Source organism: Fulvimarina fulva (genome assembly GCF_039652615.1).
In the GTDB taxonomy this organism is placed as follows: domain Bacteria; phylum Pseudomonadota; class Alphaproteobacteria; order Rhizobiales; family Rhizobiaceae; genus Fulvimarina.
This window is the reverse complement of record NZ_JBDJAC010000001.1, coordinates 226,662-242,763: the sequence shown is the minus strand read 5'-3', so window position 1 is coordinate 242,763 and position 16,102 is coordinate 226,662. Positions and strand designations below refer to the sequence as shown.

The window sequence follows — 16,102 nt, the reverse complement described above, 5'->3', positions numbered from 1 at the left end:
CATGCCCGGCCGGTCCGTGATGATGTCGAGCGGATTTTGCATCGATTCGGCAGGGACAGCCAACTCAAATTTGGATCTCAACGCTGTCCGTCTCCGCGCAGGATAAAAAACCAGCGTCTCCCTCTGCGATCACGGATTTTTGTCGACTCATCTGCGCCGCACTGGCGTTTGAAGAAAGTCATCGCGCGAAAGAGGGATTGGGAGGTTCATGACGAAGAAGTGGGCACAAACGTCCGACGACAGGCCGGCTCCGCCCGACCCGCGACGCTGGCGGATGCTCGGTCTTGTCTGCATCGCCATCGTTCTGGCATTGACCGTCTGGTTTTCAGCCACCGCCGTCCTTCCGGAACTTAACGCGGTTTACGCATTGTCGCCGGCCGAAAGCGCCTGGCTGACCAATGGCGTGCAGTTCGGCTTCGTCATCGGCGCGGTTGCCGCAAGCTTCGTCAACCTGCCTGATCTCGTGCCTGTCGGTCGCCTTATCGGCTTTTCCGCGACGATCGCGGCCCTCGCGAACGCCGCGCTCCTGATTGCGCCGGATCCTCTTGTTGTCATTGCCGCGCGCATCGTTACCGGCGTTGCGCTCGCCTCGGTCTATCCACCGGCGATGAAATTCATCTCGACCTGGTTCAAGGCAGGGCGCGGCCTCGCCCTCGGCGCGGTGATCGGCGCGCTGACGCTGGGCTCGGCTGCCCCGCACCTCATCCGTGCGCTCACCGCCGGGCTCGACTGGCAGGCCGTGATTCTGGCCTCGTCGCTGATGACCTTCGCCGGCGGCATGCTGTTCTTCGTGGTTGCGATCGAGGGTCCCTACCCGTTCTCCAAAGCGACATTCTCTCCGAAACAGCTCGGTCAGGTGATCGCCAACCGGCCGCTGATGCTCGCAAATCTCGGCTATTTCGGCCATATGTGGGAACTCTACGCCTTCTGGGGCTGGTTCCTCGCCTATTCGGCAGCGGCGCTCTCAGAGCAAGGTTTCGATTCGCCCTCGCTCGCCTCTCTCGTCACCTTCGCGGTAATCGGCGTTGGTGCCGTCGGTTGCATCGGCGCCGGGTATCTGGCCGATCGCGTCGGCCGCACGACCATCACCATTTGGATGATGGCCGTCTCGGGCGCATGCGCCGCCCTGATCGGCTTCACATTCGATGGCCCGCTTTGGGTTTTTCTCGCGATAGCCGTGGTTTGGGGCATGGCCGTCGTCGGCGACTCGGCCCAGTTCTCGGCCTGCGTGACCGAGGTGTCCGACCCGCGCTATGTCGGAACGGCCCTTACCCTCCAGATGGGCATCGGTTTTGCCCTGACCGTCGCCGCGATCTGGGTGACGCCGCTGATCGCCGATTGGCTCGGAAGCTGGCGGTGGACTTTTCTGGTCCTGCTGCCCGGCCCGATGATCGGCATCACGGCCATGGCGATGCTGAAGCAGGATCCCGCGGCAGGAAAGATCGCAGGCGGCAAAGGGTAGGACTTTACCCGTCTTCCCACGTCTTTGGCGGCTTGGTGCGTCCGAAGTTAGGCTTTGGCGTATCCTGGCCGGCCTCGATAATCTCGCGGCGGATGGCCCGCGTCTTGGTGAAGGTGTCGAACAGCTGTTCGCCCTTGCCGTCGCGGATCGCGCGCTGAAGCACCGAAAGATCCTCGGAGAAACGGGCCAGCACTTCGAGTGTCGCATCCCGGTTGTTCAGGAACACGTCGCGCCACATGGTCGGGTCGGACGCGGCCAGACGCGTAAAATCGCGAAAGCCCGAGGCCGAATATTTCACCACCTCCGACTGGGTCACCTCCTCCATATCGTAGGCGGTTCCAACGATGTTGTAGGCGATGAGATGCGGCAGGTGACTGACGATCGCGAGCACCCGGTCGTGATGTTCCGCGGACATGATTTCCACATCCGATCCACAGGCCGTCCAGAAGGTTTTCAACCGATCGACCGCTGCTTCATTCGTCCCTGATACCGGCGTCAGGATGCACCAGCGCTTCTCGAAAAGTTCGAGGAAGCCGGCGTCCGGCCCGGACTGCTCCGTACCCGCGATCGGGTGTGCCGGCACGAAATCCACAGTTTCCGGCAGATGCGGCTGCATCTGTGCGATCACCGCGCTTTTCACCGATCCGACGTCCGAGATGATCGCGCCAGCCTTCAACGAAGGCGCGATCTTCTCCGTCACGGCACCGACCGAGCCGACTGGCACGCAGAGGATCACGCAATCGGCATCCCGCACCGCATCCGATGCGTTCAGATGATAGCTGTCGCCCAGGCCCAGCTCTTCGGCCCGCTCTAGCGTTTCGGCGCTGCGGGTCGAGATCGCGATATTCCTGGCAAGCTTGTGGCTCCGCGCATTGATCGCGATGGAGGACCCGATCAGCCCGATACCGATCAGAGCGAGCCGCTCGAACGGCTTGAAGCTTTCGGCCATCAATTGCCTTTCAGGAATGCCGCCAGCGTATCGACGACGCCACGATTGGCCTCTTCCGAACCGATCGACATGCGCAGCGCATTGGGAAAACCGTAACCGGTGACGCGCCGCAGGATAAAACCGCGTTGCGTGAGATAGGCATCCGCATCGGCGGCGGTTTTGCCGGGCTCGTCGGGAAAATGGACGAGGATGAAATTGCCGACACTCGGCGTCACTGTCAGACCGAGGGCTTCAAGCTTTTCCGTTGTCCAGCCGAGCCATTCGGCATTGTGATCGGCAGCCTTCTCGACAAAGGCGCGATCCTTGATTGCAGCCGCCCCCGCGGCGATCGCGACGGCGTTGAGGTTGAATGGACCGCGCACGCGATCGAGCACCGAAACAATCGCCTCGGGCGCATACATCCAGCCCACCCTGAGGGCCGCGAGCCCGTAGATCTTCGAGAAGGTCCGCGTCATGACGACGTTCTTGGCTTCCGACACGAGTTCGAGACCTGCCGCATAATCGTTCTTGCGCACGTATTCGGCATAGGCCGCGTCGAGCACGAGGATCGTCTGCTTCGGGAGGCCGGCATGAAGACGGCGGACCTCGTCGAATGGCAGATAGGTGCCGGTCGGATTGTTCGGATTGGCAAGGAAGACGAGCTTCGTCCTGTCGGTGACGAGGTTCAGGATGGCATCGACATCCGCCGTCGCATCCTTCTCCGGCGCGATGACCGGCTGCGCGCCCCGTGCCTTGATCTGGATGTTGTAGACAAGGAAGCCGTGCTCGGAATGAATCGCTTCGTCGCCCGGCGCGAGATAGCACTGGCAGAGAAGACCGAGCAGTTCATCCGATCCGTTGCCGCAGAGAATGTTCTCCGGCCTCAGCCCATGCACTTCCGCAATCGCGGTCTTGAGCGCGCTCGCCTGACCATCCGGATAGACCTCCAGACCGCCGAGCGCGGCGCGCGCAGCCTCGATCGCCTTGGGCGAGGCGCCGAGCGGCGTTTCGTTGGACGAGAGCTTGTGCAGCTTTACGCCCGCAGGGGCTTTGCTCTTGCCCGGGACATAAGGCTCGATATCGAGGATACCGGAGATCGGTTCAGGTCGCATGGGATCGGCTTTCTGGAAAGCGATGAGCGCAGGATCGAAATTGGTTTCAGGCCGAATAAGGCCATTGGAGCGGCGGCGCAAACCCGCCCACATGGCTGAGATCGGCCTCTCTTCCTACACGCCTTCGGATATCCGCCTCTTCGAGGCCGGTCGCGATCAGCGCACTGAAAAGACCTGTTCCGTAAGGCGCCTGGGCAAGCACTTTCATGCCATCCTCTCCGCGCGCCATGGCGGTCAGACCATCGGCACGCCAGCAGGCGATCTCCGGCTTGGCGGGATCGGCAAGGGGGGGCGCGATCACCACTGCGGGCTTCTTCACCGGATGATCGGGCGTCTTGATAAAGGGCAAGGCGCAGACGATCGCCGCGTTCTGGAGGCCCTGCCACCATGGATAGGAGCCATCAAGGGGGAGAACGCCGAGCCTGTCGCCGCCTTCCTCGATCGCACTCACCACATCCTGAGCGCTTTCGATCAGCTTCAAAGGGACAGAAAAGCCGAAATAGAAACGCGCGGCCTCGATCGCCGCCACAGCATCGCCGTCATAGGAGCAGGTGAACACCTCGTAGGGCGCCTGGAGATGGGTGAAGGTGGAGATGATCTCGCGCCAGAAGTGTTCGACCGTCGCGATGGGAAGGTGGCCTTCGTGCCGCGTGACGAGCTCGCGCATCATCGAAGCCTCGCGACCGGGACGGAAAGCAGCGCCGTCGCGCACCGTGCCCTTCACCACGATCAACTCGTCGATGACGCTGGCGCGCTGCATGAGAAGCCGGTGCACACTCTCGTCGATCGCATCGATCTTGGCGCGCAATTCCAGAAGACGCGCCGGATCGCCCGCCTTCGCTTCAGCCATCTCGACCTTCTTTTGCACGTTTCGCTCCTGAAAATTCCGTAAGCGCCCGGTTCTAGCGGTCATCGGGTTCGACCGCAAAGGCAAAACGCCCCGAGGACCACCGCCTCCGCCGCCACGGTTTCGAAAGACCTGTCTCTTCACATCCAGGCCTTCGAAAGAAACCTAACCTGCACGCAGGTGTTAGGCTCAAAGACGCCAAGCCGTTCATACTGACGATACGAAGGAGCCAAAGCATGTATAGGCGCATTCTGGTCCCCATCGATCTCGCTCATCGTGACAAGCTCGAAAAGGCGACGAAAACCGCCGCAGACCTTGCCAAGCACTACGAGGCCTCAGTCGTTTATTTCGGGCTCACCTCGAGCGCGCCGACGGAAGCCGCGCACACACCGGAAGACTACAAGGAAGCGGTGGAGCAATTCGCCAGGTCTGAGGGCGAGACCCACGGCATTTCAACGAGCGGCAAGGTCGTCATCTCCCACGATCCCTCGATCGAACTGAACGGCGCAATCCTCACGGCCGCCGACGAGGCGAGTGCCGACCTCATCGTTATGGCGACCCACATACCGGGGGTTCCGGATCATTTCTTTTCCGCACACGGCTCGAAGGTCGCCACGAAGGCGTCCATCTCGGTCATGCTGGTTCGCTGAGCCAGACCACCAATCCTCTGGCGTATCCGAAAAATCGTAAGGCCGGCGCATCGCGCTCGGCCTTTCTTTTTGCGCAAATTCCGGATGGTAACGATTAAATAACCGGCGGGATTTCCACCCCGCCGGCCGAAATCAGACAACCGAACGTTTTCCGGCAGCGCGTTTGTCCAGATCACTCCGCCGGGCTCGGATGCATCGAGCCTTTCGGACGCGTGGCTTCCTTCAGGTGCTGCTCCGCAGCCGGATCGACCGACAGATCGTCGTCTGCAAGCCCGGCGTTCGGATCGTCGTAAATTTCCTGGCTGAACTGACCCTCGGTTTTCGCGACGATCATGGAGACAACCGCATCACCGGTGATGTTTACGGCGGTGCGGATCATGTCCATCAGCCGGTCGACGCCAAGAATGAGCGCGATGCCTTCGATCGGCAGGCCCACCTGGGTAAGAACCATGGTCAGCATGACGAGGCCAACACCCGGAACGCCCGCGGTGCCGATCGAGGCGAGAACCGCCATGGCGATGACCGTCAGATAACCGCCGATCCCGAGCTCGATGCCGTAGACATTGGCGAGAAAGACCGTCGCGACGCCCTGCATGATGGCGGTGCCATCCATGTTGATCGTTGCACCGAAGGGTACGGTGAACGAGGCGACCGAGTTGTTCGCGCCCATACGCTCCGTGACGGCTCGAAGCGTGACGGGGATCGTCGCGTTCGAGGAGGCCGTCGAGAAGGCGAAGAGCTGGGCCGAACGGATCTTCTTCATGAAGGTGACCGGGCTGAGACCCGAAAACAGCTTCAGGATCAGCATCAGGGTGACGAAGAGATGCAGGAACAGGGCACTCGTCAGCGTTGCCACATAGGCGATGACCGGGATGAAGAGATCGATCCCCTGCTCGGTGAAGGTTTTGGCGATCAGCGCGAAGACGCCATAGGGCGCGAGCGCCATGACGATACCGACGATCTTCATCATCAGTTCGTTCATATACTCGCAGGCTTCCGCGAAGGGCTTGGAGCGATCGCCGAGCATCAGCGCCGCAATGCCGACGATGATCACGTAGAAGATGATCTGCAGCATCTCGCCATTGGTGAAAGCGGCAATCGGGTTCGAGGGCACGATATTGGCGAACACCTGCCAGACCGTCGGCGCTTCCTTTGCCTGGATGCCGGACGCATCGACGCCCTCCATCGTAAAGCCCTGCCCCGGCCCGACGACGAGCGCGATCGTGATCGCGACGGCGATCGCGATGGCGGTCGTCATCATGTAAAGCGCGAAGCTCTTGCCGCCGACACGCCCAAGCACCCGAATGTCGCCGATCCCCATGACGCCGCAGAGAAGCGAGAAGATGACCAGCGGGACCACCAGCATCTTGAGGGCGTTGACGAACATCGTCCCGATCATTCCGAAGAAGCCGGCGACGATCGTTTCATTGATGAAGGCGATGTCGAGCATGTTGAAGACGACGCCGACAATGACGCCGGCCACCATGCCGATCATGATTTTCATGGTCAGGGACATGAAATGGGACCCCTTTCGATAAGGCAGTCGCGCTCCGCGCGACGAAAGAGGCGCTTCGCCTTCGATCAGGAAAGCTTGCGCCGACGGGCCACCGGCATTGTTCAAGCCGGCAGCCGGCTTCAAGCATTCGGCAAGGTTACGCAAACCTTACTGCATATGTTTCGCCATGTTTATCGAAGCGTCAAGCTCAATTCCTGCCTAAGCATTACACAACGCCCGTTAATGCAGACGCGACCGGGCGTTCTGGCCCCCTTCCGAATAAGGTTTTGAAATCGCCCGCCACCCTGCGTCATTCCGTCCGCGTCATCCGCAGCTTTGGGCTTGGCGGCATCCGGCTTACTCATGCGCATCGCGTCCCGTCCGAGCCCACCGAGGCCTGATCCGAGATCCAGCACGTTGAGGAGAGCGTCGACCAGCGGAGCCTGACCGCGATCAGCTCAAGGGCGATTGTGAAAGGCAGTATGCTCGAGAGTAGAAGCTCGGTGAGCACGGCTCTTGTCAGGTTGCATTTCTACCGCTTACCGAATTCTCTCCAGTCGCGCGACCAAAAAACGCAACTATCCCACGCAACAAGGTTCGAGCGCGCGTTCGATGTCGAGAGCCCGGAGAAAGAGCGTTTCAGCACCGGCGAAGTGGACTCTTGTCGCAGTGCCCGTGATCTTCCCCGTCCGTCCTCTGGAGTTCGGGGGCTCGTCCAACTACTTTCCGTCCATGACGGAATTTAACGAATCGGACAGGGCTCAGAAGCCCGGTGGCATCGCGGCCAGAGCCATGGCGGCGCGAGGCTCTCGCGCACCTGACTATCTGAGCGGCCTCAACCCCGAGCAGCGCGCTGCGGTGGAGACGACGGAAGGCCCTGTTCTGGTGCTTGCCGGCGCGGGCACGGGCAAGACACGCGTCCTTACGACGCGGATTGCCCATATCCTCGCGACAGGACGAGCCTGGCCGAGCCAGATCCTCGCTGTCACCTTCACGAACAAGGCGGCACGCGAGATGAAGGCGCGGATCGGCCTTCTCGTCGGGGCAGAGGTGGAGGGCATGCCTTGGCTTGGGACCTTCCATTCGATTGGCGTCAAAATCCTGAGAAAGCATGCCGAACTCGTCGGCCTGAAATCGAATTTCACGATTCTCGACACCGACGACCAGATCCGGCTCATCAAGCAGCTGATCCAGGCCGAAAATCTGGACGACAAACGCTGGCCGGCGCGCACCTTTGCCAACATGCTGGACGGCTGGAAGAACAAGGGCCTCGAACCCAAACACATTCCCGAGGGCGATTCCCGCTCCTTCGCCGGCAAGGGCCGCGAGCTTTACACCGCCTATCAGGAGCGGTTGAGGACGCTGAACGCGTGCGATTTCGGCGATCTCCTGATGCATCCGATCGCGATTTTCCGTGCCTATCCGGATGTCCTCGCCGACTATCATCGCCGCTTCCGCTATATTCTCGTCGACGAGTATCAGGACACGAACACCGCCCAGTATCTGTGGCTGCGGTTGCTCGCCCAGCGACCCGACAAGAACAACGAACAGGCGACGATCAATGTCTGCTGCGTCGGCGACGACGACCAGTCCATCTATGGCTGGCGCGGCGCCGAGGTCGACAACATCCTGCGTTTCGACAAGGACTTTCCGGCCGCGACTGTCATCCGCCTGGAGCGCAACTATCGCTCGACCGGGCATATTCTCGGGGCTGCCTCGCATCTGATCGGCCATAACGAGGACCGGCTCGGGAAGACGCTCTTCACCGATCACCCGGACCCGGAAGACCCGAAAGTCGAGGTCAATGCCGGCTGGGATTCCGAGGAGGAGGCACGCGCAATCGGCGAGGCGATCGAGGACCTCCAGCGCCGGGAAAATCATCCGCTCAACAATATGGCGATCCTCGTGCGCGCGTCTTTTCAGATGCGCACCTTCGAGGACCGGTTCGTCACGATGGGCCTCAACTACCGGGTTATCGGTGGGCCGCGCTTTTACGAGCGCATGGAGATCCGCGACGCCCTCGCCTATTTCCGGTGCGTCTGCCAGCCGGCCGACGATCTGGCCTTCGAGCGCATCGTCAATACGCCAAAGCGGGGCTTGGGCGATGCAACGATCCGCCTCCTCCACGACTATGCCCGCGAGCGCCAGATTCCGCTGATTCCCGCAGCTTTGGACATCGTCGAGACCGAAGAGCTGAAGCCCAAGCCGCGCAATGCCCTGCGCCGCGTCGTTCTCGACATGAAGCGCTGGTCGGAGCTCTTGCCGACCACCAAACACACCGAGCTTGCCGAGCAGATCCTCGAGGAATCCGGCTATACGGAGATGTGGCAGAACGATCGATCCGCCGAAGCGCCCGGACGGCTCGAGAACCTCAAGGAGCTGATCCGCTCCATGGAGGAATACGAATCGCTCCAGTCCTTCCTGGAACATGTCGCACTCGTCATGGATACAGAGCAGGACGCAGAGACCGACGCCGTCTCCATCATGACGCTCCATTCGGCCAAGGGTCTGGAATTCGACACGGTCTTCCTGCCGGGCTGGGAAGAAGGCCTGTTTCCGCACCAGCGCGCGCTCGACGAGGGCGGACGCTCCGGCCTCGAGGAAGAACGCCGGCTTGCCTATGTCGGCATCACGCGCGCCAAGCGCCGGGCGAAGATCTGGTTCGTTTCCAACCGCCGCATTCACGGCCTCTGGCAATCGACCATCCCATCCCGCTTTCTGGACGAACTGCCGGAGGCGCATGTGGATGTGATGGAGGCCAACACATCCTATGGCGGGTACGGCGCGGGCGGTCTCGGCGGCTATGGCGCGTCGCGCTGGGACGGCGCGGCGGCCTTCAACGAAGGCGCCTATCGCACACCAGGATGGAAACGCGCCCAGGCCGCGAAAGCCAGTCAGAATGGCGGTGACGGCTGGTCCGGCGGACGCAGCCGCGAAATCACCTATGAGAGCGATCAGGCCTCCGGCTCCGCAGGCCGCGCCGGACGCGGCCACAACCAGCCGCCACGCAAGGGGCTCGGCCTTTACTCATCGGCAAAACGCGGCGGCCCGCGAGAGATCGAAGGCGAACTCGTCGCCAAGTCGGTTGCCGAACACGAAAGCGCCTATTCGCAAGGCGATCGCGTGTTTCACCTGAAATTCGGCAACGGAACCGTCGCGCTCGTCGACGGCAACAAGCTTACCGTCGATTTCGACAAGGCCGGCCAGAAGCGCGTGCTGGAAGGCTTCGTGGAAAGCATCTGACCACGCTGAGCACAGCTGATACCGTATCCGGCTGATGAAGCCGGGCACGGTATCGAAGCCCCATGCGGTGCAGACGCGTTTTCAAATCCGTTATCACGAAGCGATCGAACGGATTTCGTATGCCCCAGCTGGGCTGCGGAGATGAAGCCTGCCGCCTCTATCCGTCGTTTCCACGCAGAAAACGCATCGTTGCCAGTGTCCTCGGCGCGCCGGATCGCAGATCGCAAGACACTGGAAACCATCCGCGTGAAGTTCGCAAGGCCCGAAAAACGAGGCAACCGGACCGGCAGGGTGAACGCCGACTCAACCGGCAAGGTTTCGAAGGCGTGAACCGTCGTTTTATTTTAAACAGTACTTTAGCCATCCGACCGCAGGCTTAAAGCTTCGTTGCGTTGCACGACAAAGCTGAAGGCCTTGATTTTCAGGGGTCGCAACGTCTTTTCAGGGCAATTTCACTTTCGTTCGGCAGGCATAGGGTTAGCAATCCGTTCAATCGAAACCGTCACTTCGCGCCATTCCGGTCACTGCAGGAAAAGTCTTCCTAACCGATCTTCACCAATATAAACCGTCGTCAACGCTTGTTACCAAAGTATATCTGACAATTTGAACTAAATTGATCCACGCAATTTGGTTCGAAAGCAAAACAACGAGCGCAGGTTCTCTCCAACACACGGAGAGGACCGACCATGAACGCCTTCATCAAGACCGCCGCCCTGACCCTTGCAGCCGTCGTTTCAGTCGGACTGTCCACGCCGGCGAATGCACGTTCGGCCCATATGCCGACGACGAGCATCACATCCCAGCCGATCGGACATTACGAGTTCTGCCATCGCTACGCCGATCGCTGCACGGCCCAGCGTGCGACGGCCCCGGTCCAGCTGAACGAGAAGCTCTGGAAAAGGATTGTCGAGGTCAATTCGGCGGTCAACACAAGCATCTATCCGCGCGAGGATATGGCGATGTACGGCAAGCCGGACGTCTGGTCCTATCCCCAGACAGAGGGTGATTGCGAAGACTATGCTCTCTTGAAGCAGTACATGCTCGAACAGGCCGGCATTCCTGCGTCGGCGCTTCTCATCACCGTCGTTCTGCAGTCGAATGGCGAGGGGCACGCCGTCCTGACCGTCCGCACCGACCGCGGTGACATGGTTCTCGACAATCTTAACGATCGTGTCTCGCTCTGGAGCGACACGGACTACACCTATCTGAAGCGCCAGGCTGAGAACCACGCCGGCAAGTGGGTCGATATCGCCGACGACCGTTCCGTCCTCGTCGGCAGCCTGCGCTAAGACAGGCACCGCATTTAACGAGCGGATCAAAAAAGGCCGGCCGCGAGAACCGTCGCGGCCGGCCTTGTCGCATGTCGTTCGGTGGTTCGCTTATTCGAGATCGATGTCGAGGATGGTCATGGTGAGATGGTATGACAACTCGCCCTCCTCTGTGTCCTTGCTCAGCGTGCCGATAAACTCGTCGCCCTTGTAGACCTCCGCAGTTTCTCCCTGCTTTGGAAGAGCACGCACGGAAATATCCGCGCTTGAAAACGTGCGCTTCAAATAGGCGTCGAGCTTCTTGATTTCGTCGGGCTTCACGTCCTAATCCCTTCGCTGTCGTTCGATGGCAGAGATGATGCAGCATCCGGCGCAATCAACCGGCCTGAAGGTCGTAGGATCGACCAATGCGCGTCGCCCTGTTCGCAGCAAGCAATTCCAGCACGAGATTTGTGCCCATTCGCCGAAGCGAGAGCGACAATCCGTCTGAAGAGCGGACAAAGAAGAGGACATTGCTTCCAATTGTCCCGATGGGCTGCACAGCGAAGAAAAATCGCGTTAGGCTGACCAAAACGACGGTTACGGTACCTTTAGAAGACCTGAGGATTTCGCCTTCATGCCCATGGATATGCCCCTGCCGCCCTCCGTCCTGCCGATCTCACCCTACCCGGATGCGGACGCGGTTCTGGACGGCCTGATCGCGGAAGCCGATCTGTCCAAGGAAGACCGGAAGAAGATCGGGTCCATCGCCGTCGATCTGGTCAAGCGTATCCGCAAGACGGGCGATCCCGGACTGATGGAAGTGTTCCTCGCCGAATATGGCCTTTCCACCGAGGAGGGCATCGCGCTGATGTGCCTTGCCGAGGCATTGCTGCGCGTGCCCGATGCCCAGACCATGGACGAGCTGATCGAGGACAAGATCGCACCCGGCCAGTGGAGCACCCATCTTGGCGCCTCGTCATCGTCCCTGGTCAACGCCTCGACCTGGGCGCTGATGCTGACCGGTCGTGTTCTGGAAGAGAACGACCGTGGACCGCTGAAGGCGATGCGCAGCGCGGTGCGGCGGCTTGGTGAACCGGTGATCCGCAACGCCACCGGACAGGCGATGCGCGTGATGGGCCGCCAGTTCGTGCTCGGCGAAACCATGGACAAGGCCATGGAGCGTGCCAGGGAGCAGGAAGACAGGGGCTATACCTATTCCTACGACATGCTCGGCGAGGCAGCGCGCACCTACGGGGACGCCGAACGCTACCGCAAGGCCTATGACAACGCGATCGAGAAGATGTCGAAGCGCACCACCAAGGGCGATATCGCGACCAATCCCGGCATTTCGGTCAAGTTCTCGGCGCTTCATCCGCGCTACGAGATGGCCCAGCACGACCGGGTTCTCAACGAACTCGTACCCGTCGTCGCCGACCTTGCGGCCAAGGCCGCCAAGCTCAAGATCGGCTTCAACGTCGATGCCGAGGAGCAGGACCGGCTGACGCTCTCGCTCGAAGTCATCGACCGGGTGCTCCAGGACGAACGGCTGAAGGACTGGGACGGTTTCGGCATCGTCGTCCAGGCGTTCGGTCCGCGCGCCGGCAGCGTCATCGACTGGATCCACGACACCGCCGAGCGCCTCGATCGCAAGCTGATGGTTCGGCTCGTGAAGGGCGCTTACTGGGATACGGAGATCAAGCTCACCCAGCAGGAAGGCCTGCCGCGCTTCCCGGTCTTCTCCCGCAAGCCCGCGACCGATGTGAGCTTCATCGGCAATGCCCGCAAGCTGCTTCGCTATCGCGACCGTATCTATCCTCAGTTCGCGACGCACAACGCCCACACCGCGGCAGCGATCCTGCACATGACGCAGCAGATGGGCGTCAAATCCGAGGAGTTCGAATTTCAGCGCCTGCACGGCATGGGTGAAGTGCTGCACACCATGGTCATGCAGGATCATGGTACGCGCTGCCGCATCTACGCGCCCGTTGGCGCGCACCGCGACCTACTCGCCTACCTCGTGCGCCGGCTTCTGGAAAACGGCGCGAATTCGAGCTTCGTCAACCAGATCGTCGATGAGGAGGTGCCACCGGAACAGGTGGCCGAAGACCCGTTCGAGGCACTCGGCTACGCTCCGCCGGTGACGCCCGGCACGGATATCTTCCTGCCCTTGCGTGAAAACTCGAAGGGTTGGGACCTGACGGCCGTCGATCATCTCGAGGAGATCGAGGCCGCACGCGCACCGTTCCGCACGAAGCGCTTCGAGGCCGGGCCTCTGATCGCAGGCGATGCCCAGCCCGAAGACGAGGCGGAGCGTCTCAATCCGGCCGATCCGGGCGACGTCGTCGGCACCACGCGATTTGCGTCGAAAGCCGATGTCGAGACGGCACTCTCGGCGGCCAGGCCCTGGGATGTGAGCGCTGAAGAACGCGCAAGCATTCTGAAGAAGGCCGCCTCACTTTATGAAGAGAACTTCGGCGAGATCTTCGCGACTCTTGCCCGCGAGGCCGGCAAGACCCTGCCGGACGCGCTGGCCGAACTGCGCGAGGCGGTCGATTTTCTGAACTACTACGCGGAAGAAGCCAAGAAGCTCACCAGCGAGCCCCTCGGCCGGGTGGTCTGCATCAGCCCGTGGAACTTCCCGCTCGCGATTTTCACCGGCCAGATTGCAGCCGGCCTTGCGGCCGGCAACGCCGTGCTCGCCAAGCCCGCCGAGCAGACGCCACTGATTGCCCATCTCGGCACCCGGCTGATGCACGAGGCCGGCATCCCGCGCGAAGCACTGCAGCTTCTTCCTGGTGCCGGTCAGGTCGGCGCGGCGCTGACCTCGGATGCGCGGATCGATGGCGCAGCCTTTACCGGCTCCACCGAGACCGCCCAGAAGATAAAGCAGGCGATGGCCGATAACTGCCATCCCGGTGCGCCGCTGATCGCCGAGACCGGCGGACTCAACGCGATGATCGTCGACTCCTCGGCCCTGCCCGAGCAGGCAGTGCGCGACATCATCCAGTCGGCCTTCCAGTCCGCCGGCCAGCGCTGTTCGGCCTGCCGCTGCGTCTATGTGCAGGAGGACATCTCGAAGGATTTCATCGAGATGCTGAAGGGCGCGATGGACGCCTTCCGGCCATCAGACCCCTGGTATCTCAAATCCGACAGCGGCCCACTGATCGATGAGGAAGCCCATGGGCCGATCGCCGACTATGTTGCGAAGGCGAAGGCCGAAGGCCGGCTGATGCATCAGATCGAAGCGCCCGATCAGGGTCATTTTCTGGCACCGGCGCTGGTTCGCGTGAACAGCATATCCGACATCGAGCGCGAGATCTTCGGTCCCGTCCTTCACATCGCGACCTTCAAGGCAAAAGATATCGATAAGGTCATCGACGCGATCAACGGCAGGGGTTACGGGCTCACCTTCGGCCTGCACACCCGGATCGACGATCGGGTGCAATATGTCACCGACCGCATCCATGCCGGCAATCTCTACGTGAACCGCAACCAGATCGGCGCGATCGTGGCATCGCAGCCCTTCGGCGGGGAAGGCCTTTCCGGCACCGGCCCCAAAGCGGGCGGACCGTTCTACGTGGCGCGCTTCCAGAAAGCCGTCTCGCCGAAATACCGGCCGTCGAGCCCCATCGATCTTCCGGGACCGACGGGCGAATCCAACCGGCTGCATCTCAGCCCGCGTCCCGCGGTGCTCTGTCTCGGGCCGACGGACGAGGACCGCAAGAAGCAGCGGGCAGCGGTGGAGCGTCTCGGCGGCGTTGCGGAAAATGGTTCGGTGGAACGCGATCTTTCGACCGGCCCGGAATTCGGCAGCGCCATCTGGTGGGGCGACGAGGAGACCGCTCGCAAACTCGCCAAGCAGCTCGCCAGACGAGAAGGCCCGCTCCTGCGGCTCGTGACCGGCGCCGTGACCGTGCCGGATGTCATGCATGAGAGGCATCTGTGCATTGACACGACCGCCTCTGGCGGCAACGCACAGCTGCTCGCCGACGTGGCGAAGAACGATCCACGGGCGAAGGGCCGGACATAGGTCCGGCTTCCAAGGATCAGTCGGTAAAGAAGCGAAAGCGCGAGACCTGACGGAAGGTCTCGCCCGGATCGAGCCGGGCCGAGGGAAAGTTCGGCTGGTTCGGACTGTCTGGAAAGAGTTGCGGTTCCAGGCAGATCGCGTCGCCCATGCGATAGAGCCGCTTCCCCTTGCCCGGCACATCGCCAAAGAGGGAATTGCCTGAATAGAACTGGATGCCGGGCGCTGTGGTAGCCATCTCCATGGAGCGTCCGGTCCTCGGGTCCTTCAGGAGCGCGGCCAACTGCGGTTCCTCGCTCGTCTTATCGGTCAGAACCATGCAATGGTCGAAGCCGCAGACGAGCCGAACCTGCTCTTCCCCGCCGTCGCGAACCCCTTCAGACACAGGCTTTGCCGCCCGAAAATCGAAGACCGTTCCCTCGACATTAAGAAATTCGCCGGTCGGGATCGCGGTCTCGTCCACCGGCAGGAACCGATCTGCCGAAAGCATCAGCTCGTGATCGAGGATGTTTCGCTCGGACAGGGCGCCGGCGAGATTGAAGTAAGCGTGGTTGGTAAGGTTACAGATCGTCGGCGAGTCGGTCACCGCTTCATAAGTGAGTGTATATTCGCCGGGTCCGGTCAGCGCATAGGTTGCGCGCACCTCGAGCGTGCCCGGATAGCCGCTATCGCCATCGGGGCTCGTCAGCGCGAAAGTGACGAAGGGATTGGGCGTCTCGCCGGTCTCCGCGATGCGCCAAATGGTCACCCCGAAACCCTTTGAGCCGCCATGGAGATGGTTCGGCCCATCATTGGTTTCGAGCTGGTATTCACGGCCATCCAGACTGAAGCGGCCTTTTGCGATCCGGTTGGCAAAGCGCCCCACCGAAACCCCGAAATGCTGAGGGTGGGTCTCGTACATCGCCAGATCGTCGTAGCCGAGGATGACATCGTCCATCCGGCCATCACGGTCGGGCACGCGAATCGACTGGAGCGTCGCGCCGAAACTCATCACCGTGATCGAGATGCCATCCGTTTCAAGATCGACGGCCTCGACTGCCTTGCCATTCGATAACGTGCCGAATTCGCGCCGCTGCAAGCCCGCCATT

General features: G+C 61.4%; 11 protein-coding genes. 5 read left to right on the top strand and 6 right to left on the bottom strand.

Going from position 1 to position 16,102, the window contains the following annotated elements:
* The first annotated feature begins 208 nt into the window (after positions 1–208).
* A complete protein-coding gene (locus ABDX79_RS01040; RefSeq protein WP_346218401.1) occupies positions 209–1,462 on the top strand; it encodes an MFS transporter in 1,254 nt (417 codons plus the stop codon).
* A gap of 4 nt (positions 1,463–1,466) precedes the next feature.
* Here ABDX79_RS01040 and ABDX79_RS01035 read toward each other — a convergent pair whose 3' ends face one another.
* The 3 genes from ABDX79_RS01035 to ABDX79_RS01025 are packed head-to-tail and all read right to left on the bottom strand — an operon-like array spanning position 1,467 to position 4,352.
* The gene (locus tag ABDX79_RS01035) at positions 1,467–2,411 is read right to left on the bottom strand and encodes a prephenate/arogenate dehydrogenase family protein (RefSeq protein WP_346218400.1); all 945 of its coding nucleotides are present in this window, start codon (positions 2,409–2,411) and stop codon (positions 1,467–1,469) included.
* The gene (hisC, locus tag ABDX79_RS01030) at positions 2,411–3,502 is read right to left on the bottom strand and encodes a histidinol-phosphate transaminase (RefSeq protein WP_346218399.1); all 1,092 of its coding nucleotides are present in this window, start codon (positions 3,500–3,502) and stop codon (positions 2,411–2,413) included. Before hisC ends, ABDX79_RS01035 begins: the two co-directional genes overlap by 1 nt.
* Before the next feature lie 46 nt (positions 3,503–3,548).
* Positions 3,549–4,352, bottom strand: a complete 804-nt coding sequence (locus ABDX79_RS01025; protein ID WP_346218398.1) for a chorismate mutase — start codon at positions 4,350–4,352, stop codon at positions 3,549–3,551.
* A gap of 233 nt (positions 4,353–4,585) precedes the next feature.
* Here ABDX79_RS01025 and ABDX79_RS01020 point away from each other — a divergent pair, with 233 nt between their 5' ends.
* Positions 4,586–4,999, top strand: a complete 414-nt coding sequence (locus ABDX79_RS01020; protein ID WP_346218397.1) for a universal stress protein — start codon at positions 4,586–4,588, stop codon at positions 4,997–4,999.
* A 172-nt stretch (positions 5,000–5,171) separates the two neighbouring features.
* Here ABDX79_RS01020 and ABDX79_RS01015 read toward each other — a convergent pair whose 3' ends face one another.
* Positions 5,172–6,515 carry a dicarboxylate/amino acid:cation symporter gene (locus ABDX79_RS01015; protein WP_346218396.1) on the bottom strand — a complete coding sequence of 448 codons (1,344 nt, stop codon included), beginning with the start codon at positions 6,513–6,515 and terminating at the stop codon, positions 5,172–5,174.
* 711 nt (positions 6,516–7,226) lie between these two features.
* Here ABDX79_RS01015 and ABDX79_RS01010 point away from each other — a divergent pair.
* A complete protein-coding gene (locus ABDX79_RS01010; protein WP_346218874.1) occupies positions 7,227–9,737 on the top strand; it encodes an ATP-dependent helicase in 2,511 nt (836 codons plus the stop codon).
* A 686-nt stretch (positions 9,738–10,423) separates the two neighbouring features.
* Positions 10,424–11,026 carry a transglutaminase-like cysteine peptidase gene (locus ABDX79_RS01005; RefSeq protein WP_346218395.1) on the top strand — a complete coding sequence of 201 codons (603 nt, stop codon included), beginning with the start codon at positions 10,424–10,426 and terminating at the stop codon, positions 11,024–11,026.
* Positions 11,027–11,116: 90 nt separating this feature from the next.
* On the opposite strand, the gene ABDX79_RS01000 is transcribed toward ABDX79_RS01005, so the two are convergent.
* Positions 11,117–11,326 carry a DUF3126 family protein gene (locus ABDX79_RS01000; RefSeq protein WP_346218394.1) on the bottom strand — a complete coding sequence of 70 codons (210 nt, stop codon included), beginning with the start codon at positions 11,324–11,326 and terminating at the stop codon, positions 11,117–11,119.
* A 301-nt stretch (positions 11,327–11,627) separates the two neighbouring features.
* On the opposite strand from ABDX79_RS01000, the gene putA reads away from it, so the two are divergent.
* Positions 11,628–15,017, top strand: coding sequence for a bifunctional proline dehydrogenase/L-glutamate gamma-semialdehyde dehydrogenase PutA (putA, locus tag ABDX79_RS00995; protein WP_463671102.1), 3,390 nt, complete (start codon positions 11,628–11,630; stop codon positions 15,015–15,017).
* Between the two features lie 16 nt (positions 15,018–15,033).
* On the opposite strand, the gene ABDX79_RS00990 is transcribed toward putA, so the two are convergent.
* Positions 15,034–16,101 carry an aldose epimerase family protein gene (locus tag ABDX79_RS00990; RefSeq protein ID WP_346218392.1) on the bottom strand — a complete coding sequence of 356 codons (1,068 nt, stop codon included), beginning with the start codon at positions 16,099–16,101 and terminating at the stop codon, positions 15,034–15,036.
* Position 16,102: the final 1 nt, after the last annotated feature.